This window comes from Pseudarthrobacter sp. Y6 (assembly GCF_050156205.1).
Classification (GTDB): Bacteria; Actinomycetota; Actinomycetes; order Actinomycetales; family Micrococcaceae; genus Arthrobacter.
On record NZ_CP189574.1, the window covers coordinates 2992656 to 3014339 of the forward strand.

Below are 21684 nucleotides of genomic sequence, written 5' to 3' on the forward strand. Positions count from 1 at the left end.
CGGTGGGTGATCTGAAGAGTGGCGATGTCCTGGAGGCTAGAACAGAACCGTGGCGAAGGTGCCCACCTGACGGAAGCCCACGCGCTCGTACGTGGACCGTGCCCGCAGGTTGAAGCCGTTGACGTAGAGGCTGGTGACGGGGGCAAGCGTGCGCGCCTTCTCCACTACGGCAGCCATGTAGCCGGCGCTCAGACCCTGCCCGCGGTAACCGGGGTTCATCCATACGCCCTGGATCTGCGTGACGTCGGCTGTCACAGCTCCCAGCTCGGCCTTGAACACAACGTCGCCGGATTCGTTGACGTGCGCCAAGGAATGTCCTTGCCGGATGAGGCCTTCCACTCGGCGGCTGTAGAACTCCTTGCCCCCGAGGAACGGCGAGTAGCCCACTTCCTCTTCGAACATGGCGGCGCAGGCGGGAAGGATCCGGTCAAAATCGGCCAGCCGGCCAAGACCCAGATCCGCGTTCGGCTCCACCGACGGCGGCCCGCAGACTGTCATCAGTGGCTGTTCATCCCGCACCTCGTGGGCCGCATGCCCCAGTTCGGCAAGCTCAGCATGGAGGGCAAGGACGGCATCTGCGGGGCCAAACGCGGAGGCGAAGCGGCGGCCGGAGGTGCTTGCTTCGGCAGCGACAAGCCCGGCAAATTCGGGGTCAAGCTGGACCGGGACCAGGTTGGCCCCTGCCCAGCACGCGCCCGCCAGGATGCCGTCGTCGAAAACTCCCAAGATGCTGGCGCCACCAGCGGTTGGCGCGGCAGAGCCCGCCGCCCGGAGGTGCGCCAGGATAAAGACATTGGCCACCGGGTCCTGCGACGCAAGGCGCCGCAGGGCAGCGGTGTCCGCGCGGGCGAGGGTCCGGACGGATATTCCCGCCGGCGCAGCGTCCTCTTTATGAGACGCTAACCACGGGGCTACCCTTGACAGCATCTTCGCCATCGGCCTCCCCCATCTCTTCAGCTATGCGCATGGCCTCTTCGATCAGTGTCTCAACAATCTCACTCTCAGGCACAGTCTTAATGACTTGGCCCTTCACAAAGATCTGGCCCTTGCCATTGCCGGACGCCACACCAAGATCGGCTTCGCGGGCTTCGCCGGGTCCGTTGACAACACAGCCCATCACTGCCACGCGGAGCGGAATTTCCATGCCTTCCAGCCCTGCGGTGACCTGCTCGGCAAGGGTGTACACGTCCACCTGGGCGCGGCCGCATGACGGGCAGGAGACGATCTCCAGTTTGCGCGGGCGCAGGTTCAGGGACTGGAGGATCTGGTTGCCCACCTTGATTTCCTCGACGGGAGGCGCCGAGAGGGAAACCCGGATGGTGTCGCCGATGCCCTTGGCCAGGAGCGCCCCGAAGGCCGTGGCGGACTTGATGGTTCCCTGGAAGGCCGGCCCGGCTTCGGTCACGCCCAAGTGCAGGGGCCAGTCGCCCTGCTCGGCCAGCATCTCGTAGGCAGCAACCATGATGACGGGGTCGTTGTGCTTGACCGAGATCTTGAAGTCGTTGAAACCGTGCTCTTCGAACAGCGAGGCTTCCCAGACGGCGGATTCCACGAGGGCCTCGGGGGTGGCTTTGCCATACTTCTTCAGGATTCCGGGCTCCAGCGATCCGGCGTTGATGCCGATCCGGATGGAGGTCCCGTGATCCTTTGCCGCGCGGGCGATTTCCTTGACCTGGTCATCGAACTTGCGGATATTTCCCGGGTTCACGCGCACTGCCGCGCAGCCGGCCTCAATCGCCGCGAAGACGTACTTCGGCTGGAAGTGGATGTCCGCAATGACGGGGATCTGGGACTTGCGCGCGATGATGGGCAGGGCCTCTGCATCATCCGCCGACGGGCAGGCGACGCGCACGATGTCGCAACCGGAGGCGGTGAGTTCCGCGATCTGCTGCAGGGTGGCGTTGATGTCCGTGGTGGGCGTGGTGGTCATGGACTGCACGCTGATGGGCGAGTCCGAGCCGACCCCGACGGAACCCACTTTGATCTGCCGCGTCTTGCGGCGGGGGGCGAGGACGGGCGGCGGTGCTGACGGCATTCCCAGGCTGACCGAGGTCACGTGGACTCCTTGGGTAGGTGTTTCGGTGGTGAAAAAAGGTCCGGGAATCAGGATGCGTGCGCGGCCAGGAGGCCGATTACGGGAGTCCACTCGGTAGTCCGGATCCCGGCAATGGTGCCAGCGACGGCGAACGGGTCCTGCTTGAGGAGTTCGTTCAGCTGGGTTTCGTCCTGGACCTTGAAGATCAGCAGGGCGCCTGCCCCGTCACCGTAGGGTCCGCTGGTCAGCAGTTGTCCCTCGTCCGCCCGACCCGCCAGCCAGGCGCGGTGCGCGGGGCGGTGATCATCACGGACGGCGGCGGAATCGGCGGAGTACACATACTCAACGGCAAAAACAGTCATAAGGACACCCTATCCCCAGGGGTGGGCTGGCGCCGATCCGGGCAGTCAGCAACACTCACTTCAGGAACACCACCTTGATCATTGCCGCCGTTCCCGCGGCCCACAGCATGGACGTGAGCGTTCCGATGATGAACCGCTCCGCAGCCACGGGGGTCTCCTTCAATTCGGCGAACCTGCCCAGGCCTTTGATGGCCACAATGTAGGCAATAGCCACCGGCTGTCCGGTCAGGATGGCCCCGCAGACGCCCAGGCGTTCCAGGACTCCGATGATTGCCCCGCCGCGCAGGATCCGCTGGGCCGGCAGCGTGGGCGCAGCTTGGGGAAAGTCCGACGGCGGCTGGCCGCCACCCGCCGTCAGCTCGCCGTCGACGGTTTGCCCCGTACCGGCCCGCGGGGCTTCCGAAACGGTGTCTACAATGACATCGGCTGAAGGGTCCTGGGCTGATGCGTCCTGGCCCGACCTCCTGGCCGCGTCCGCTTTGTCGTCTATGGTCCTGGCGAGCCGGAACACCAGTGCGGTCACAGGCCACCCTGCGAATCCGGCCACGAGCAGGGCAACTGTGATCCAGAGTGCGTTCACCGGCCTCCTTCAATCTGGGAATGGGCGTAGTCGAGGAGCATGGCCGCGGCAGGTCTGGCGGCCCATTCCTCCTGCCAGCCGGACCTGAGCACAGCACGGCTCACCGACTGCTCAGTGATTCCCAATTCCTGGGCCACGTGTTTCTGGCTGCCGTGCTTTCCATCGCCGCCCTGGAGCACGCGCAACCGGTCCACCACCCGCCACTGGGCTGGTGTGCGTTGCTGCACCACCCGTCCGATCAGGCGAAGCACCGCCTGGGCATTTGCACTGGTCATGGCTCCCTCCTTGGCGTGGGGAGGCATCTCCCGTCCACGGCCAATACTGCCGGACACCACCGACAATGGCACCTGACCAGCCGAGCCCTTGGCGAGTTCCACGGCCTTTCGCGCTGCCACAAAGCCGCTCCCGGAACCTTCCCGAGGGCTTCCGCCCGGGGTGAGCTGCACGGCACCGATCCCGATCCCGACGTACCAGCGCCCGCTCCGGAGTGCGTACAAGGCGATCTCCACCACGTCTTCGGCTTGTTCCACGACGCCCTGGAGTTCATCACCCACCGAGCGCTCAAAGGGCGCTGGCGTGAGACTGCGCAGCGCGGCGATCAGATCAGGAACGCGGTCGACGTCGGCAGTGCTGCCGCGCTGGTCGATGGTCAGTACGTACATGCCTTAACCGTACACAGATGATCACGCATAATCAATCAAAAATAGCTGATTATTACATATCAGCCGATGAGGGCTGATTGGTGAGAATCACCCGGTCCGGTCAGGTGCTGACGGCGCCGGCCGCCCAGAGTGGACCGGCCCAGCGCGGCAGCAGGTGGAACGCCCTACCACGATCCCCAGAGTGCCAGGCGTCCCGTCCGGCTGCAGGCCATGGAACGGCCCCGGGCGAAGAGACCAAACAGGGCCAGGATGGTGCCCGCGGTGCTGCCGAAAACATGGCCGAACTGGTACGAGTCGGAGCTGCGGCTCGAGCGTGGACCAGGCGGTGACGAGCCACGAGACAGGCAGCGGCCACAACCCTGCCCGGATCCAGCGGCTGAAGCTCTCCGATTGGACGGCGAACGTGCCCATGCTTCATGGTAAATCCGGCACGCTTCCTGCCTGAGTTTTTGTCCAGATAAACCCATGTCGGGCGGCATTTCCGCCCATTATCTGGACAAAAACTCGAGACTCGGCGCACTAACCTGGCACGGCTGACTCCTCGTGCGGGTCAGCCGAACAGGTTCACCGGTTTCACGATGTCGGCGTAGATCAGCAGCGCGCTCATACCCATCAGCAACGCGGCCACCACGTAGGTCACGGGGAGCAGTTTGGCGATGTCGAAAGCGCCGGGATCCGGCTTGCCGAACAGCTTGGCCACCCGTCGCCGCGCCCCCTCATACAGCGCTCCGGCCACATGGCCGCCGTCGAGCGGAAGCAGTGGGATCAGGTTGAAGACCGCGAGCGCAAAGTTCAGGCCGGCGAGAAGCCCTACCAAGGCGCCAATCCTGGACTGGAGCGGCACTTCCTCCATGGCCGCCACTTCACCGGCCACGCGCCCGACGCCCACCACGCTGATGGGGCCGTTGGGGTCGCGCTCTTCCTCGCTGAAGGCCGCCTTGGCCACGCCCACCACCCTCGCGGGCAGGTTGAAGACGACGCCGGCCACTTGTTTGATGTTTTCTCCCGCCATGGGCAGGACGGACGACGCCGGCTGGGGAACCAGTTCGGTCTGCGCGCCGATGCCCAGGAAGCCGACGTCCTGGTAGAGGAGATTGCCGGCGTCGTCCTTGGCTTGGCGTCCGTCCACGCCGACGACGGGGCGGGCAGAGAGCACCGGTGCCACCGTGGTGGTGACGGGCGCGCCGTCGCGCTCCACGGTAATGCTGACTTCCCGGCCGGCGGAGGCACGGATCCATTCGGTCATCTGGTCCCAGCCAGTGACAGCTTTCCCGTCAAAGGAGGTGACCACGTCGTTGGGCAGGAGACCGGCAGCGGCCGCGGGGGTCAGCTGGCAGTCCGGTGAATCGGGATCAACCGTTTGGCCGGCAGCCACCTGGCATTTGGAGACGTCGGCGATGGTGGTGGTGGCCGTGGCCATGCCGAAGCCCATCAGCAGGACGGCGGTCAGGACCACGCCGATCAGCAGGTTCATGGCCGGACCGCCCAGCATCACGATGATTTTCTTCCACACCGGCAGCCGGTAGAAAACGCGGTTTGCGTCCTCCGGGCCCACGTCCTCGTGTGCCATGGACCGGGCTTCCGTGGCCAAGGTCTGGAACATGCCGGTGCTGGAAGGGCGGACGGTTCCGTCGTCCTTGTTGGGTGGATACATGCCGATCATGGACACGTAGCCACCCAGCGGAATGGCCTTCACTCCGTATTCAGTTTCGCCCTTCCGCTTGGACCACAGGGTGGGGCCGAATCCGATCATGTACTTGGTGACGCGGACCTTGAACAGCTTGGCGGGCACCAGGTGACCCACTTCGTGCAGCGCAATGGACACGGCAATGCCGATCGCCACAAAGACGACGCCGAGGATAAAAAGGAGGACGGGGCTCATACGTGGATCTGCTGCTTCCTAGAGACTGCTGACTGCTAAACGTTCGTGGGCGCGCGTACGTGCCCAGTTTTCAGCATCCAGTACCGACTCCAGCGTCAGCCCGGAGGATCCTGAATGTTCGCTGAGGACAGCATCAATGGTGTCCACGATTTCGGTGAAGCGGATGCGCCCCGCGTGGAACGCCATGACCGCTTCCTCGTTCGCCGCATTAAAGACGGCGGGAAACGTGCTCCCCTGCTTGGCGGCGTCCTTAGCCAGGTCCACGGCCGGGAAGGCGGCCGTGTCCAGCGGTTCGAACGTCCAGCTGGTGGCCTTGGTCCAGTCGCACGGGGAGGCCGCTTTGGGGACTCTGTCAGGCCAGCCCAGCCCCAAGGCAATAGGCAGGCGCATGTCCGGCGGGGAGGCCTGGGCGATGACGGAGCCGTCAATGAACTGGACCATGGAATGGACCACAGACTGCGGGTGGACCACCACGTCGATCCGGTCCAGCGGCACGTCGAAAAGCAAATGGGCTTCGATGAGCTCCAGGCCCTTGTTGACCAGCGTGGCCGAGTTGGTGGTGACCATCAGACCCATGTCCCAGGTGGGGTGGTCCAGGGCCTCTTTCGGTGTTACGTCGTGGAGCTGCTCCCGCGTCCGGCCGCGGAACGGTCCTCCGGACGCCGTCAGGATGAGCTTCTCAACTTCGGCCGCGGCGCCGGAGCGCAGGCACTGCGCTATGGCTGAGTGCTCGGAGTCCACCGGTACGATCTGCCCCTCACGGGCGGCAGCCTTGACGAGCGCTCCGCCCACGATCAGCGATTCCTTGTTGGCCAGCGCCAGCGTTGCACCTGACTTCAGGGCGGCGAGGGTTGGGGCGAGCCCGATGGACCCGGTAATGCCGTTGAGTACCACGTCCGCTTCTACTGCGGCAATACGGGCAGAGGCGTCCGGGCCAGCGATGATTTCGGGGCGATAGTCCTGCCGTCCGGAGAGGCGGGCGGCCTCGGAGATCAGGTCCCGCAGCTGCCGCGGATCCCCCGCGGCGATGCCCACAGCGGCGGCACCGGCGTGGACGGCCTGGCGGGCCAGGAGCTCCAGGTTTCCTCCGCCGGCGCTGAGCGCCACCACCTCAAAAAGGTGGGGTGCGCCGTCGACGACGTCAATCGCCTGGGTGCCGATGGAACCGGTGGATCCGAGGAGGACGATTCTGCGAGGCTGCATTGGTTAAGTATCCCGCACCCGGCCCGCGGTCGGGTCAGCCCCCCGCCAGCTCGATGAAACCCTTGGCCAGCGTGGACACGGCGCCAATGTAGGCGATGGCCACAACGATCCGGCGGACAGAGGCCGGTTTGACCTTGCTGGACAGCAGATCGCCCGCGATGATTCCCGCCACCATGGCGGCCAGGATGCTGAGCCATTGCCAGCCATCCAGGCCGGGAACATGTCCTCCGGATAATACGTACTTGCTCACCAGCGACGACAGTCCGGTGGTCACAAAATAGGGCTGGAGGGTGGCGCTGAAACTTTTCTGCTCCCAGCGGGTGGCAATGGCGTAGGCGGTGATGGCCGGTCCACCGACCCCGGCTGCCGCGTTCATCAGTCCGCTCGTGAAGCCGAGGGACACCATGGGGAAAGGACCGCTGGCGCGCCATGAGCTGCGGGTCAGCCGCTGCGAAGCCAGCAGGGCAATGATGAGGAGAACTCCGATGCAGATCTCCAGCGTCGCTTCGGGCACGTTGCTGGCCAGCCAGGCGCCCGGCAAAACCCCCGCCAGGGCGGCGAGCGCCAGTCCGAAGTAGCGCTTCCACTCCACATGCCGCCAGACCCTGGAAAGGATCAGGAGGGATGAGGCTGCGCCGCACAGGTTGATGATCATCACGCCGTCGAAGGGACCGAGCAGCACCACCAGGACAGGAGAGACGAGGAGGCCGAATCCGAGGCCGGCCAGCCGCTGGGCCAGTGCCCCTGCAACTACGGCAATGAGCACCAATGCAAACACCATCCGATCCTAGTGGGCGGACTGCGGCGCCGGGCGTAACGTGGATTGCGTGGACTGGGTTTCCTGGTTCGATGCTCCGGAGTACGGGTTCGCCCGGCAGGTGCTGCAGCGAGGTGTGGCGGCACTGTTCTTTGTTGCGTTCCTGTCCTCCCTGAACCAGTTCCCTGCGCTGCTGGGCGAACGCGGCCTGTTACCGGTTCCGGAGTATCTGGAAGGGTTCAGCGCGCGCCGGCGGCCCACGCTGTTCCGTTGGCGCTATTCGGACCGGCTGCTGCGTGGTGTCTGCGCCACCGGACTGGCGATTTCCGCCCTCCTGGTGGCCGGCATCCCCCAGCTCGGGCCGCCGTGGGTTCCGCTGATCGCGTTTCTGGGCCTGTGGCTGCTTTACATGTCGATCGTCAACGTGGGGCAGACGTTTTATGGCTTCGGCTGGGAGATGCTGCTGCTGGAGGCCGGGTTCACGGTGGCGTTCCTTGGCTCGGACCAAACGGAGCCGCCGCGCACCATCCTGATCCTGCTGGCCTGGCTCGTGTTCCGGCTGGAGTTCGGCGCCGGGATGATCAAGATCCGCGGCGGCCCGGAGTGGCGTGACCTGACGGCCCTCTATTACCACCACGAAACCCAGCCCATGCCGGGGCCTTTGAGCCGCCAGGCGCATCTCCTGCCCAAACCATTCCACCGGCTGGAGGTCCTGGGGAACCATTTCGCCCAGCTGGTGGTGCCGCTCTTCCTCTTCGCACCCCAGCCCCTGGCAAGCGCCGCCGCCGGCATCATCATCTTCACCCAGCTGTGGCTGGTGGCCAGCGGCAATTTTGCGTGGCTTAACTGGATGGCCATTGTGCTGGCCTTCGCCGCGGTCAGCGACCCCGTGGCCAACGCCGTATTGCCATTCCTGCCGCTGGATTGGAATTCCCCGGAAGACAGCCGCGGCAATCCCCAGTACTGGCTTGCCATCACCGTGGTGGCCACCTTCCTGCTGGTGGCGCTCAGCTACTGGCCGCTACGCAACCTACTCTCCAAAGGGCAGCTGATGAATGCCAGCTTCAACCGCTGGCAGCTGGTCAACACGTACGGCGCGTTTGGCACCGTGACCAAGCACCGCGTCGAGATCGTGGTGGAGGGCACCCTGGACGAGGAACCTGAGGACTCGACCGAGTGGCGCGAATATGCGTTTAAGGGCAAACCCGGAGACGTGCGCCGGCTGCCACGCCAGTGGGCGCCGTACCACCTGCGGCTGGACTGGCTGATGTGGTTCCTGCCGTTGCGCACGGTCCACGAGGAGTGGTTTTACGCGTTCCTCACGAAGCTGCTGGAGGCGGACCAGCAGACGCTGCGCCTTCTCCGTGCGGACCCGTTCGACGGCGATCCGCCGCGTTGGGTGCGCGTCAACAGCTACCTCTACCGTTTCGCCACCAGGGCCGAGTTCCGGGAGACGGGCGAGCGCTGGGTCCGGACGCCGCTCTACGAGGCCATCCCGCCGCTGTCCCTCCGCGGTTCCGGCGGGCGGCGGCGGTGAGTCCGGCCCTGGTGATTCAGGGCCCGGTGGCCCTAGGAGCGGATGCCGGCCCGGCGGATGGTGGATTCCGCGTGCTTGAGGATGGGGCCGTCGATCATTTTGCCCCCGTGCTGGAACACACCGGATCCAGCGGCAGCGGCGGCTCGCAGCAGTTCCGTGGCGGCGGCGACGTCGGCCTCGGAAGGGGCGTAGGCGCCCCTGACAACGGCCGCCTGCGTGGGGTGGATACAGGCTTTGGAGCCGAATCCTGACGCTGCGGCATCGGCAGCCTCCAGCGCCAGCCCTTCAAGGTCCGGGATGTTGACGTACACGGCGTCCACGGCTTCTTTTCCAAAAGCCCGTGCGGCGAGCAGCACCGAGGACCGGGCGTGCAGCGCCACGGCACGGTAGCCGCCGTCGTCCGTTCTGCTGGACGTGCCGCTGAGGGATACCAGGAGGTCCTCGGCGCCCCACATCAGTGCCACCACGTTGGGGGCTGCCGCGATGGCGGGTGCGTTGAGTATCCCGGCGGCGGTTTCGCACAGGGCGATGACGTGGTAGTCCGCCAGGGCTTCGAGCTGTGCCGCGCTCTCTGCCTTGGCCAGCATCACCGTCCGGTACGGCGTGTGGGCCAGGCAGTGCAGGTCCTTCTCGAACTCTTCGGTGCCGGCCGGGTTGATCCTGACGATGGTGCGGCTGGGATCGAGCTCAGGCCCCTCCCCGCCAGCGCCCAACTGGGCCAGGATCGCGCCGCGCGCCCGCTGCTTGTCCGCAGGTGCCACGGCGTCCTCGAGGTCCACGATGACAGCATCCGCGCGTTGGGCAGCCTTGGGGAAACGCTCGGGACGGTCGGCAGGGCAGAAGAGCAGGGCAGGACCCATCACAAATGTCATACGGACATTGTCCCCTTTTCGGGGCCCTGCACGCTCCCCTTTTCAGCTCCTGCAGGCTGCACCTGTTGTCCGGAGGACTGCCCCAGGTGGGCGTGCCGGGTCCACATAAGGCAGCTCCGCGTGGCCAGCGCCACCACGGTGCCGTCCTGGTTCCTGCCCGTGTGTTGCATGGTCACGATCCCCTGGCCGGGACGCGATCCCGAGAGCCGTTTCCCGGTGATCACCGTCTCGGTGTAGAGCGTGTCGCCGTGATACAGCGGGTGCGGGAAGGAGACGTCCGTCAGGCCCAGCTGGGCGATGATGGTGCCCTGGGTGAGCTGCGATACGGACTGTCCCACCAGGGTGGACAGCGTGAACATGGAGTTGACCAGCCGCTGGCCGAACGGCTGCCCGGCGCTCCAGGCGGCGTCCAGGTGCAGGGCCTGGGTGTTCATGGTGAGCGTGGTGAACAGGACGTTGTCCGCCTCGGTCACGGTGCGGCCGGGCCGGTGCGCGTAGACAACGCCTTGTTCGAGCTCGTCAAAGTACAGGCCGCGCTGTTCGATGACCCGTGGGCCGTTGGCGGTTGAGCCCGCCGAAACCCCGCTCATACAGTGAGCTCCTGGTCCTCTTCGAACAGTTCGGCGCCGGTGGCCGCCGCCACGTCCTCCACGGACACGTTGGGGGCCAGTTCGCGGAGCACCAGCCGGGACCGCCCGCCTTCGGTGACGACGTCGATCACGGCGAGGTCGGTGATGATCCTGTCCACGCAGGCCATGCCGGTCAGTGGCAGCGAGCAGTTCTCCACGATTTTGGGGTTGCCGTTGCGGTCTACGTGGTCCATCATCACGATCACCTTCTTGGCGCCGAAGACCAGGTCCATGGCCCCGCCCATGCCTTTGACCATCTTGCCCGGGATCATCCAGTTGGCCAGGTCCCCGTTCTGCGCCACTTCCATGGCGCCGAGCACGGCCACATCCACATGCCCGCCGCGGATCATGCCGAACGATGAGGCGGAGTCAAAGAACGCGGCACCCTTGTTGACCGTGACGGTTTCCTTGCCGGCGTTGATGAGGTCAGGATCGACTGCGTCCTCCGCGGGGTACGGTCCCACGCCCAGGATCCCGTTCTCCGAGTGGAGCACCACCTCGACGCCTGCCGGGATGTAGTTGGGAATGAGCGTGGGCATGCCGATGCCCAGGTTGACGTACTGCCCGTTGCTGAGCTCCTGGGCCACCCGGGCGGCCAGTTCGTTGCGGGTCCACCCCTTGGCCTCCGGATTGGTGCCTTCCGGATGGCCGACGGCGGCGCGACGGTATTCCGGCCGGACGGCTTCGGGGCGGGGAGGCGCGCCCTGTGTGCTGTTGGACTCCATGACTAGGCTCCTGCCTGTTCGGTTGCGCTCTCGGTTCCGGCAGCCTGGGCGAGGGCGACGGTCCGCTTTTCGATCCGTTTCTCACCGGCCGGTACAACCACCACCCGCTGGACGAAAATGCCGGGCGTGTGGACGTGTTCCGGGTCGAGTTCCCCCGGTTCCACCAGCTCCTCCACTTCGGCGATGGTGATTTTTCCCGCCATGGCGCAGAGCGGGTTGAAGTTCATGGCCGTGGCATGGAAGACCAGGTTGCCGTGACGGTCGCCTTTCCAGGCGTGGACCAGTCCGAAATCGGGTGTCAGAGATTCCTCCAGGACATAATCCACGTCATTGAAAGTCCGCACTTCCTTGGGGGAAGAGGCGATGGCGATGCCGCCGTCGGCGTCGTACTTTTGCGGCAGGCCGCCGTCGGACACCTGCGTGCCGACTCCCGCCTTGGTGTAGAACGCGGGGATCCCGGCGCCGCCGGCACGGAGCTTCTCCGCAAGCGTTCCCTGCGGGGTCAGCACCACCTCAAGTTCACCGGAGAGGTACTGGCGCGCGAACTCCTTGTTCTCACCGACGTAGGAGCTAACGGTCCGCCGGATCCTGCCGTCACGGAGCAGGACGCCCAGCCCCCAGTCGTCCACACCGCAGTTGTTGCTTACCGTTTCGAGGTCCTTGGTGCCGTGCCGGTGCAGGGCATCGATCAGGGCAACGGGGATTCCACAGAGGCCGAACCCTCCCACCGCGAGGGACGCGCCGTCGGGAATGTCCGCGATGGCTTCCTCCGCGCTGGCAACAACCTTGTTGATCATCGTTGGTCCTTTCAAGGGTCTCGACAGGCTCGACCACCGGGTAGCAGGCTCGAGCACCGGGTGGCAATCCCGACCAGCGGGCTTGTTACAGTCCGAGTTCGCGGGCGATCAGCATCAGCTGGACTTCCGTGGTGCCTTCTCCGACTTCAAGGATCTTGGAGTCGCGGTAGTGGCGTGCCACGGTGAATTCGTTGATGAAGCCATAGCCGCCGAATACCTGGGTGGCATCCCGCGCGTTGTCCATGGCCGCCTCGCCTGCGACCATCTTAGCGATGGCGGCCTGCGTCTTGAACGGCTTCCCGGCCAGCATCCTGGATGCGGCGTCGTAGTAGGCCAGGCGGGCCGTGTGCGCCCGGGCCTGCATGCGTGCGATCTTGAACGAGATGGCCTGGTACTTGCCGATGTGGTGGCCGAACGCGCTACGTTCCTTGGCATATTTCACCGACAGGTCAACACAGCCCTGCGCCGCCCCCGTGGCCAGTGCGGCGATGGCGATCCGGCCCTCGTCCAGGATGGAGAGGAAATTCGCGTAGCCGCGGCCCTCCGCACCGAGCAGGTTCGCCTCCGGGACCCGGACGTCCTTCAGGGTCAGCGGATGCGTGTCCGAGGCGTTCCAGCCCACCTTGTTGTAGGCCTTCTCCGCCTTGAATCCTGGCGTGCCGGTGGGCACCAGGATGGTGGAAATCTCTTTCTTCAGGCTGCCGTCCTTGCGTTCCTTCTGGCCCGTCACCGCGGTGACCGTGACCAGACGCGTGATGTCGGTGCCGGAGTTCGTGATGAATTCCTTGTTGCCGTTAATCACCCAGTCGCCATTCTCGCGGTGGGCGTGGGTCTTGGTGCCGCCGGCGTCCGAGCCGGCTTCCGGCTCCGTCAGTCCAAAGCCGGCGAGCGCCTTGCCCGAGGCCAGCAGCGGGAGCCACTCCTCCTTCTGGGCCTCGGTGCCGAAACGGTACACCGGCATCGCGCCGAGGGAAACCCCTGCCTCCAGCGTGATGGCCACGGACTGGTCCACCCGGCCAAGCTGCTCGAGGGCGAGTGCCAGGGCGAAGTAGTCCCCGCCCATCCCGCCGTGCTCCTCCGGGAAGGGCAGTCCGAACAGGCCCATGTCGGCCATCTGGGACACAACTTCGTACGGGAAGCTGTGCTCCTCGTCGTGCTTCGCAGAGACCGGCGCCACCACGTTGTCCGCGAAATCCCGGACGGTGTCGCTGAGGTCCTGGTATTCCTCGCTGAGTTCAAAATCTGTCATGGCTAGGCTCCCTTGCCTGTGTTGTTGGAATCCTGCAGTGAATCCGCGTCTGAATCCGTGAGTGAAGGGTGGATGGTGGCCAGCACCTGGGCCGCTTTGACCGGCTGGCCCGCCCTGACGCTGATGTGGACCGTGCCGGCGACCTCTGCCACGAGCTGGTGTTCCATCTTCATGGCTTCCACGGAGAGCAGGACCTGGCCCGCTTCCACGGTGTCGCCGTTGCTGACGGCCACGGACACTACCGTGCCGGGCATGGGCGATCGGACCTCGGGGTCCGCTGTGCCTTCCTCAAGATGGATCGAGGCGAGCACCCGGACGAGCCGTGACTCCCGTGTCAGCACCTCCAGCCGGCAGGACCAGCCGCCGTTGCCGAGGAACAGTTCCGCGGGACCGCCGGAGGCCGGGTTGCCCGGGCCCGGGCCGCCGGGACCCCCCGACACCGGGGCCAGCGAATACTCCGTGGCTTCGCCGTCGAGGGTCACCTCAGCACGGTCGCGCCGGAAAAAGCGCAGGGAGGCCCTACGCCACGGCCCCTCGCCGACGCGGACTTGGACCGGGCCGGCGGCCACTTGGCCCGTGACGCTCACTGTTGCGATGCCGCCGTCGGGCGTTCCCAGGCTGATCCGCCGGGGCGCCGGCTCTCCGATCCGCCAGCCGTTGCTGGCCTGCCACGGACCGGAGGGCGTCACCGTGCTGTCCTGTTCCCCGCTCACGACGGCGCACAGGGCGGCGGCGACCAGTTCGGCGTCGTCGATCCGCCGGAACGCGAAGTCCGGCATCTTGCGCTCGATCAGGCCGGTGTCGAGATGCCCTGCGCGGACGTCGTCGTCGTTGATCAGCAGCCGCAGGTACTCAACATTCGTGTCAATGCCAAGCGCGGTATATCCGGCGAGGGCAGCGTCCAGGGTGTCCAGGGCAACGGTGCGGTCCGGGCCCCACGCGATGACCTTGGAAATCATGGGATCGTAGCTGGACGAGATCTCCAGGCCCTCCAGCAGTGCCGAGTCCACACGGATCGTGCCGGCTGCCTGATCGGGCATTTCGTCCAGCAGGAGCACGGTCCCGGTGGACGGCATGAAATTCCGCTCCGGGATTTCCGCGTAGACGCGGGCTTCGACGGCGTGCCCGCTAAGTTCGACGTCGGCCTGGCGGACGGTCAGTTCCTCACCGGCGGCGATGCGGACCTGCCATTCGACCAGGTCGACGCCGGTGACCATTTCGGTGACCGGGTGCTCCACCTGGAGGCGCGTGTTCATCTCCATAAAGAAGAACTCGTCCGGGGCCTCGTCCGAGACCAGGAACTCCACAGTTCCGGCGCCGCTGTAGTGGACGCTCCGGGCCGCCTGGCAGGCGGCCTCGCCGATCCGCGCCCGGGTGGCGCCGCCGTCGTGCAATGACTCAAGCAGCGGCGACGGCGCTTCCTCAATGACTTTCTGGTGGCGGCGCTGCAGCGAGCACTCCCGCTCCCCCAGATGGATGACGTTGCCGTGGTTGTCGGCCAGGATCTGGACTTCGATGTGTCGGGGCATGCGGACCAGCCGCTCGAGGAACAGCGTGTCGTCGCCGAATGCACTGGCGGCAACGCGGCGGGCGGTTTCCAAGGTGGCGGGCAGGTCCGCGGCCCGTTCCACGATGTGCATACCCTTGCCGCCGCCGCCCGCTGACGGTTTGATGAGCAGTGGGAATCCGACGGCGGGCGCGGCCCCGATCAGCTGCGTGTCCGTCAGGCCCGGCTCAGCAATGCCCGGCACCACCGGGACTCCGTAGCCGGCCACGTGGTTCTTGGAGCGGATCTTGTCTCCCATGACGTTCAGGGACTCAACTCCGGGGCCGATGAAGGTGATGCCGGCAGCTTCGAGGGCCCGGGCAAAATCGACGTTCTCGCTGAGGAAGCCGTAGCCGGGGTGCACGGCCTCGGCGCCGGTGTCGCGGCACGCCTGGATGATGGCCTCGACCTTCAGGTAGCTCTCTGCAGCAGCGGCAGGGCCGATCCGCACGGCAGTGTCAGCCTCGCGCACGTGCCGGGCCCCGGCGTCGGCGTCGCTGTAGACGGCTACGGAACGGATGCCCAAGGCACGCAGGGTGCGGATGACGCGGCAGGCGATCTCCCCCCGGTTGGCGACCAGCACGGTGTTGAACAGGGGCTGCTGCCGGGTTGCGGAAGGAACGGCGGGCAAGGAAACGGTCATGGCTGGCTCACATCCGGAAAAGGCCGAAGGAGGTCTCCGGCAGCGGGGTGCGGGAGACGACGTCGAGCGCCAGTCCCAGGACGGTGCGGGTATCCGCGGGGTCGATGATGCCGTCGTCCCAGAGCCGGGCGGTGGAGTAGTACGGGCTGCCCTGATCCTCGTATTGCTGTTTGATCGGGGCCTTGAAGGCTTCCTCGCCTTCGGCGGACCATTCCTCGCCACGGGCCTCGTACTGGTCACGCTTGACCGTGGCGAGGACGCTGGAGGCCTGGTTGCCGCCCATGACGGAGATGCGGCTGGCCGGCCACATCCAGAGGAAGCGCGGTGAGTACGCCCGGCCGCACATGGAGTAGTTGCCCGCACCGAAGGATCCGCCGATGACGACGGTCAGCTTGGGAACACGGGCCGTGGCGACGGCGGTGACCATCTTGGCGCCGTTCTTGGCAATGCCGCCCTGCTCGGAATCCCTGCCCACCATGAACCCGGAAATGTTCTGCAGGAAGATCAAGGGAATTCCCCGCTGGTCGCACAGTTCGATGAAGTGCGCGCCTTTGAGTGAGGACTCGCTGAAGAGCACGCCGTTGTTGGCCACGATGCCCACCGGGTGGCCGTGAAGCTTGGCGAAGCCCGTTACCAGGGTGGTGCCGTACTCCTTCTTGAACTCGTGGAACTTGCTGCCGTCCACTAACCGGGCTATGACCTCGTGCACGTCGTACTGCGCATTGACGTCCGTAGGCACGGCCCCATAGAGCTCGGCGGGGTCCGCAAGAGGTTCGACGGCGGTGTCCACATCCCACGCGGGGGCGGCCGGCTTCGGCAGGGTGGCCACGATGTCGCGGATGATCTGCAGGGCGTGTTCGTCGTTCTCGGCGAGATGGTCCGTGACCCCGGAAATCCTCGAGTGCACGTCACCGCCGCCCAGTTCCTCCGCGGTCACGATTTCGCCGATGGCTGCTTTCACCAGCGGCGGACCGCCCAGGAAGATGGTGCCCTGGTTCCGGACGATCACCGTCTCATCGCTCATCGCCGGAACGTAGGCGCCGCCGGCCGTACAGGAACCCATCACGGAAGCGATCTGCGGGATCTTGGCAGCGGACATTTTCGCCTGGTTGAAGAAGATCCGGCCGAAGTGTTCCTTGTCCGGGAACACCTCGTCCTGCTTCGGAAGGAACGCTCCCCCGGAGTCCACCAGGTAGATGCACGGCAGCCGGTTCTCCAGCGCGATCTCCTGGGCACGGAGGTGCTTCTTCACAGTCAACGGATAATACGTACCGCCCTTGACGGTGGCATCGTTGGAAATCACCAGCACCTGGCGGCCGTGGACCAGGCCAATGCCGGCAATGACCCCCGCGCCGGGTGACTCGTTGTTGTACATGCCATTGGCTGCCAGCGGCGCGATTTCCAGGAACGGGCTGCCATCATCCAGCAGCCGGTCAATGCGTTCGCGGGGCAGCAGCTTCCCGCGGCCCACATGGCGCTCCCGCGACTTCTCCGGCCCGCCCAACGCGGCGTCAGCCAGCCTGGTCCGGAGCTCGGCGGCTAGCGCGAGCTGCGCAGCGTTGTTTGCAGCAAACACTTCACTTGCGGCATCAAGCCGGCTGGCGAGGGTCTCCATCGACTGCGTCCGTTCCTCATCTTTTGAAAGCCACCAAGGCTCCGGCGAGAGCCACAAAGGCCAGCTCGGTTAATGCTTTATAACTGGAATTCAGGTTAGTCTCTATTAACTGTGATGTCCAACATAACGAGGCGTTGCTAGAATTTGCTGGTCCAAGGAGGAAAAGCGTGCCCACCACCCGACCTGTCAAGCCGTCCACACCGGCCCCGCCAGCCCAACCTGGTTCAGCAACACAGCCCGGTTCAGCAACGCGGGCTGCTTCGGCAACGCAGTCCGTTCCCGGAACACCCGCGGCCCCGGCAGCGCAAACAGCTCCCGGAACGCCCCGAAGCCAGGCGAAGGAGAACCGCCGCCAGGCGCTGCTTGCCGCCGCCGCGGCACTCTTCGCCCTGCACGGGTTCAACCGGGTGTCGCTGGAAGACCTGGGCGCCGCAGCCGGGGTCAGCGGCCCGGCCGTCTATCGCCACTTCCAGGGCAAGCAGGCGGTGTTGGGAGATCTGCTGCTCACCGTCAGCCGGGAGCTGCTCGACGGCGGCCGCCGCGTCATCGCCGAGACCACCGACCCCCTCGCAGCGCTTCGCAGGCTGGTGGGGTTCCAGGTGGAGTTCGCGCTGGGCAAGCCCGACGTGATCCGGGTGCAGGACCGGGATTTCAGCAACCTCAGCCAGAAGGACCAGTCCGAGGTACGAGCGCTGCAGCGGAACTACGTGGAGATTTGGGTGGAGGTCCTGGCGCTGCTGCATCCGGCCACCGACGCCGTCGAACTGCGGATGCGGGCCCACGCTACGTTCGGCCTGATCAACTCCACGCCGCACTCGGTGCGAAACCACAGACGCAAGATCGCGCCCAAAACGGCCCGGCCACTTCTCGAGAGCATGGCGCTGGCGGCACTCACGGTGGACGTGCCCCAGGCCTCATGACCACAAGAGCGGGCCCTCCCGTGTTCCTGGCCACAAGAACGGCCCGCTCTCCTGGATTAGGCCGGGGCCGTTGCCGCCCGGCCTAGACCATCGTGAGCACCATGCCGGGTTCAGCCAAGATGGCGCCAACATCGGCAAGGAACCGCGAGCCCTGCTCCCCGTCCACGAGTCGATGATCAAAGGACAGGCTCAGCGTCATGACCTGTCGCAGGGCCACCTCATCCTGGAATTCCCAGGGCATCTTACGCACAGCCCCCATGGCCAGGATGCCTGCCTCGCCGGGGTTCAAGATGGGCGTACCCGCGTCGATGCCGAAGACCCCGATGTTCGTGATGGAGATGGTGCCACCGGACAGGTCTGCCGGGGCGGTTTTTCCGGCCCGTGCCGTCTCGGTCAGCCCGGTCAGGGCTTCGGAGAGTTCCAGCAGTGACAGGGTGTCCGCGTCCTTGATGTTCGGTACGGTGAGCCCGCGGGGAGTCGCGGCGGCGATGCCCAGGTTCACGTAGTTGAACTGCACGATCTCCTGGCTTGGCTCCTCCCACCGCGAGTTCAGCGACGGGTTCCGCCGCAGCGCGATCAGCACAGCCTTGGCCACCAGCGTCAGCGGCGTGAGCTTGTAGCCGGAAAAGGCGCGGCTCGCCTTCAGCCTGGCAAGCAGGTCCATGGTGGGCGTGACATCCACAGTGAGGAATTCCGTGGCATGGGGTGCCGTGAACGCACTAGCCACCATCGCGGCCGCCGTGAACTTGCGGACGCCCTTGATCGGAGTGCGGACTTCCCGACCGCCCTGTGCTCCCAGCCCCGCGGCGGAAACCGAATCCGATACGGCGGAAAGGTGGCGCACCGGCGCCGACAATTCCCCGCCGCCAACAAAATTCTGGACATCTTCCCGCGTGATCAGTCCGCCGGCTCCGGTGCCCGCGACCGCGGCCAGCTCGACGCCGAGGTCTTTGGCCAGTTTCCGGACCGGCGGTGTGGAGCGTGGACGCTCCACGGTGTCGGCGGGCCCGGTTCCGACTGGCAGGGTTTCGACCGGCTCGACCACCGCGGTTTCTGTCTTGACCGGCTCGACCACCGAGCCACGAACAGGCTCAACCACCGGGGTTATGAAGTTGCGGGCCCGGCGGGCAGGGCGCCCCGAACTTTCGACGACGGCGCCGTACCCAACCAGGTTCGGCTCGCGTTTAGCGGTCCCCGCCGCAGCAGTGGCCGCCCCGGCGGGCGCAGCCCCTGAAGGTGAGGCCCCGCCGTCGTCCGCTACTTCGAAGGAGACGATGGGCTTGCCGACCTCCACGATGGATCCCGGCTCTTCATGGAGGGCAGTGATCACGCCCGCGAAAGGTGACGGCAGCTCAACTACGGCCTTTGCGGTTTCCACTTCGGCGATGACCTGGTTCAGCGTCACGGTGTCCCCCACTGCCACCTTCCAGCTGAGGATTTCGGATTCCGTGAGGCCTTCGCCGAGGTCCGGGAGCCTGAATTCCTTGATCATGGTGGCGCTCATCCTTCCAGCCCGCTGAGGGAGTTCGGGCGTCCGAGGGCGCGGTCCACGCCGTCGAGGATCCGGTCCAGGCCGGGCAGATGGTGCATTTCGAGCTTGGAGTACGGGTAGGGAATATCGAACCCGGTGATACGGACGGGGGCGGCTTCGAGGTGGTAGAAGCACCGCTCCGTGATGCTGGCTGCAACTTCGGCGCCCAGGCCACCGGACTGGCCGGCTTCATGGGTAACCACGAGCCTGCCCGTTTTCCGGACGGAGGCTTCCACAGTGGCGTAGTCCACGGGTGCCAGCGAGCGCAGGTCGATGACCTCGATGGAGATGCCTTCGTCGGCGGCGGCGGTTGCTGCGTCCCTGGCCGTCTTCACCAACGGCCCGTAGGCCACCAGCGTCACGTCAGTGCCCTCAGCGACAACGCGGGCGGTGTCCATCGGCAGCGCGGTGCGCGGATCGATGCCCTCATCCACTTCACCCTTGTCGTGGTAGCGGCGCTTGGGTTCGAAGTACAGTACCGGGTCATCAGACAGGATGGCCTGCTGGATCACGGTGTGGGCGTCCTGCGGGTTGGAGACGCTGACCACGCGAAGACCCGAGGTATGCGTGAAGTACGCCTCGGGCGACTCGGAGTGGTGCTCGGGCGAGCCGATGCCGCCCCCGAACGGGACGCGGATGGTGATGGGCATCTTCACGGCCCCCTGCGTGCGGTAATGCAGCTTCGCCACCTGGCTCACGATCTGGTCGAAAGCAGGATAGATGAAGCCGTCGAATTGGATCTCCACCACCGGGCGGTAACCGCGGTACGCGAGGCCGACGGCGGTGCCCATGATGGCCGACTCGGCCAGCGGGGTGTCCACCACACGGTGGGTGCCGAAATCTTTCTGGAGGCCGTCGGTCACCCGGAAAACACCCCCGAGGGCGCCGATATCCTCGCCCATGAGGATGACTTTTGGATCGTTTTCGAGGGATTTGCGCAGGCCGGAATTGATGGCGCGGGCAAAGGTCAACTGGGTCATCAGCGTGCACCTTCTTCTGAGGTGGCTCCCGCGGGATCGCCGAAGGAAGCCAGGTAACGGGCGTAGTGGTCCTGCTGCCGGTCCAGCCACGAGTTGGGCGCGCTGTACACATGCTTGAAGATGTCCATCGGCTCCGGATCCGGCATGCCGATGCAGCCCGAACGGATTTCTCGGGCGACAGCCTCTGCCTTGTCGTGAACGTGCTGCTGGACCTGACCCGTGAGGAGGCCTTTGCGTTCCAGCAGGGCCTTGACCCGCTGGATGGGGTCCTTCGCAGCCCAGTCCTCCAGTTCGTTGGCGTCACGGTAGCGGGTGGGATCGTCAGCGGTGGTGTGCGGTCCCATGCGGTACGTGACGGCTTCGATGAACGTGGGTCCACCGCCATGCCGGGCACGGTCCAATGCCACGCGCGTCGCTGCCATAACGGCCAGCACATCATTGCCGTCCACCCTGAGGCTCGGAATACCGAATCCAGTGGCCCGGTCTGCGATCTGGATGTGGGACTGCAACCGCACGGGCTCCGAAATTGCCCAGTGGTTGTTCGAGCAGAAGAAGACCACGGGCGCCTGGAAGCTGGCGGCAAAGACCATGGCCTCGTTGACGTCGCCTTCGCTGGTGGCGCCGTCGCCGAAGTACGTCACCGCCACTGAGTCCGCGCCGTCGTTCTGGATGCCCATGGCGTAACCGGTGGCATGCAGCGTCTGCGCGCCGATGATGATCTGGGGGGTGGCCATGTTCACGGTGTACGGATCCCATCCGGAGGAGGCAGTGCCACGCCACACCCGAGTGATGTCCGTCAGGTCCACGCCGCGGCAGTACGCCACACCGTTTTCCCGGTAGCTGGCGAAGACGAAGTCGTCCTCGCGCAGGGCCCTGCCGGAACCGACTTGCGCTGCCTCCTGCCCCAGCAACGGGGGCCAGAGGCCGAGCTCGCCCTGACGCTGGAGGGCGGTGGCCTCGACATCGATCCGCCGGATGACCGTCAGGTCCTCGTAGAGGGAACACAACTGCTCATCCCCGATGTCCTTCACCCAGGGATCGAACTCCGGGTGGCTGATCCGCTCCCCTGCCGGGGTAATCAGCTGGATCAGGTTCCTGTCTGTAGACACGATGGCACGCAACCTTCTCACGTCGTTTGACCGGAGCCTGGGGACTTGTG

Annotated in this window: 20 protein-coding genes; 2 read left to right on the forward strand and 18 right to left on the reverse strand. The window is 65.8% G+C overall.

Annotation, left to right across the window (positions count from 1 at the left end):
* Positions 1-36: 36 nt before the first annotated feature.
* The 8 genes from ACQCSW_RS14380 to ACQCSW_RS14415 form a co-directional block, all read right to left on the reverse strand.
* The gene (locus ACQCSW_RS14380; protein WP_426990706.1) at positions 37-927 is read right to left on the reverse strand and encodes a GNAT family N-acetyltransferase; all 891 of its coding nucleotides are present in this window, start codon (positions 925-927) and stop codon (positions 37-39) included.
* A complete protein-coding gene (ispG, locus tag ACQCSW_RS14385) occupies positions 890-2056 on the reverse strand; it encodes a flavodoxin-dependent (E)-4-hydroxy-3-methylbut-2-enyl-diphosphate synthase (protein WP_104063099.1) in 1167 nt (388 codons plus the stop codon). Before ispG ends, ACQCSW_RS14380 begins: the two co-directional genes overlap by 38 nt.
* Before the next feature lie 47 nt (positions 2057-2103).
* The gene (locus ACQCSW_RS14390; RefSeq protein WP_426986905.1) at positions 2104-2397 is read right to left on the reverse strand and encodes a YciI family protein; all 294 of its coding nucleotides are present in this window, start codon (positions 2395-2397) and stop codon (positions 2104-2106) included.
* Between the two features lie 55 nt (positions 2398-2452).
* Positions 2453-2977, reverse strand: a complete 525-nt coding sequence (locus tag ACQCSW_RS14395; RefSeq protein ID WP_426986907.1) for a hypothetical protein — start codon at positions 2975-2977, stop codon at positions 2453-2455.
* Positions 2974-3639, reverse strand: a complete 666-nt coding sequence (locus tag ACQCSW_RS14400) for a MarR family transcriptional regulator (RefSeq protein WP_426986909.1) — start codon at positions 3637-3639, stop codon at positions 2974-2976. The genes ACQCSW_RS14395 and ACQCSW_RS14400 overlap by 4 nt, the downstream gene beginning before the upstream one ends.
* Positions 3640-4189: 550 nt before the next feature.
* The gene (locus tag ACQCSW_RS14405) at positions 4190-5521 is read right to left on the reverse strand and encodes a M50 family metallopeptidase (RefSeq protein ID WP_426986911.1); all 1332 of its coding nucleotides are present in this window, start codon (positions 5519-5521) and stop codon (positions 4190-4192) included.
* Positions 5522-5539: 18 nt separating this feature from the next.
* A complete protein-coding gene (gene dxr / locus ACQCSW_RS14410) occupies positions 5540-6724 on the reverse strand; it encodes a 1-deoxy-D-xylulose-5-phosphate reductoisomerase (RefSeq protein WP_426986913.1) in 1185 nt (394 codons plus the stop codon).
* Positions 6725-6758: 34 nt separating this feature from the next.
* Positions 6759-7505, reverse strand: coding sequence for a TSUP family transporter (locus tag ACQCSW_RS14415; protein ID WP_426986915.1), 747 nt, complete (start codon positions 7503-7505; stop codon positions 6759-6761).
* Positions 7506-7551: 46 nt separating this feature from the next.
* On the opposite strand from ACQCSW_RS14415, the gene ACQCSW_RS14420 reads away from it, so the two are divergent.
* Positions 7552-9018: a lipase maturation factor family protein gene (locus ACQCSW_RS14420; RefSeq protein WP_426986917.1), complete on the forward strand. Its 1467-nt coding sequence runs from the start codon at positions 7552-7554 to the stop codon at positions 9016-9018.
* 32 nt (positions 9019-9050) lie between these two features.
* Here the strand turns inward: ACQCSW_RS14420 and ACQCSW_RS14425 are convergent, their stop codons facing one another.
* The 7 genes from ACQCSW_RS14425 to ACQCSW_RS14455 form a co-directional block, all read right to left on the reverse strand.
* On the reverse strand, positions 9051-9890 hold the full coding sequence (locus ACQCSW_RS14425) for an HpcH/HpaI aldolase/citrate lyase family protein (RefSeq protein WP_426986919.1): 840 nt from the start codon (positions 9888-9890) through the stop codon (positions 9051-9053).
* Entirely contained in the window at positions 9887-10480 is a 594-nt protein-coding gene (locus tag ACQCSW_RS14430) for a MaoC family dehydratase (RefSeq protein WP_426986921.1), read from the reverse strand. Before ACQCSW_RS14430 ends, ACQCSW_RS14425 begins: the two co-directional genes overlap by 4 nt.
* On the reverse strand, positions 10477-11244 hold the full coding sequence (locus ACQCSW_RS14435; RefSeq protein WP_426986923.1) for a CoA transferase subunit B: 768 nt from the start codon (positions 11242-11244) through the stop codon (positions 10477-10479). The genes ACQCSW_RS14430 and ACQCSW_RS14435 overlap by 4 nt, the downstream gene beginning before the upstream one ends.
* Positions 11245-11246: 2 nt before the next feature.
* Positions 11247-12041 (reverse strand): CoA transferase subunit A, encoded by a 795-nt coding sequence (locus tag ACQCSW_RS14440; RefSeq protein WP_426986925.1) that lies wholly within the window; start codon positions 12039-12041, stop codon positions 11247-11249.
* A gap of 85 nt (positions 12042-12126) precedes the next feature.
* The gene (locus ACQCSW_RS14445) at positions 12127-13290 is read right to left on the reverse strand and encodes an acyl-CoA dehydrogenase family protein (protein WP_426986927.1); all 1164 of its coding nucleotides are present in this window, start codon (positions 13288-13290) and stop codon (positions 12127-12129) included.
* A gap of 2 nt (positions 13291-13292) precedes the next feature.
* On the reverse strand, positions 13293-15479 hold the full coding sequence (locus ACQCSW_RS14450; RefSeq protein WP_426986929.1) for an acetyl/propionyl/methylcrotonyl-CoA carboxylase subunit alpha: 2187 nt from the start codon (positions 15477-15479) through the stop codon (positions 13293-13295).
* Between the two features lie 7 nt (positions 15480-15486).
* On the reverse strand, positions 15487-17094 hold the full coding sequence (locus tag ACQCSW_RS14455) for a carboxyl transferase domain-containing protein (RefSeq protein ID WP_426986931.1): 1608 nt from the start codon (positions 17092-17094) through the stop codon (positions 15487-15489).
* 167 nt (positions 17095-17261) lie between these two features.
* On the opposite strand from ACQCSW_RS14455, the gene ACQCSW_RS14460 reads away from it, so the two are divergent.
* Positions 17262-18014: a TetR/AcrR family transcriptional regulator gene (locus ACQCSW_RS14460; protein ID WP_426986933.1), complete on the forward strand. Its 753-nt coding sequence runs from the start codon at positions 17262-17264 to the stop codon at positions 18012-18014.
* 82 nt (positions 18015-18096) lie between these two features.
* On the opposite strand, the gene ACQCSW_RS14465 is transcribed toward ACQCSW_RS14460, so the two are convergent.
* The 3 genes from ACQCSW_RS14465 to pdhA are packed head-to-tail and all read right to left on the reverse strand — an operon-like array spanning position 18097 to position 21634.
* Positions 18097-19518 carry a dihydrolipoamide acetyltransferase family protein gene (locus tag ACQCSW_RS14465; protein WP_426986935.1) on the reverse strand — a complete coding sequence of 474 codons (1422 nt, stop codon included), beginning with the start codon at positions 19516-19518 and terminating at the stop codon, positions 18097-18099.
* Complete coding sequence (locus ACQCSW_RS14470) at positions 19515-20525, reverse strand: alpha-ketoacid dehydrogenase subunit beta (RefSeq protein WP_426986937.1); 1011 nt, start codon at positions 20523-20525, stop codon at positions 19515-19517. The genes ACQCSW_RS14465 and ACQCSW_RS14470 overlap by 4 nt, the downstream gene beginning before the upstream one ends.
* The gene (gene pdhA / locus ACQCSW_RS14475; protein ID WP_181577248.1) at positions 20525-21634 is read right to left on the reverse strand and encodes a pyruvate dehydrogenase (acetyl-transferring) E1 component subunit alpha; all 1110 of its coding nucleotides are present in this window, start codon (positions 21632-21634) and stop codon (positions 20525-20527) included. The genes ACQCSW_RS14470 and pdhA overlap by 1 nt, the downstream gene beginning before the upstream one ends.
* Positions 21635-21684: the final 50 nt, after the last annotated feature.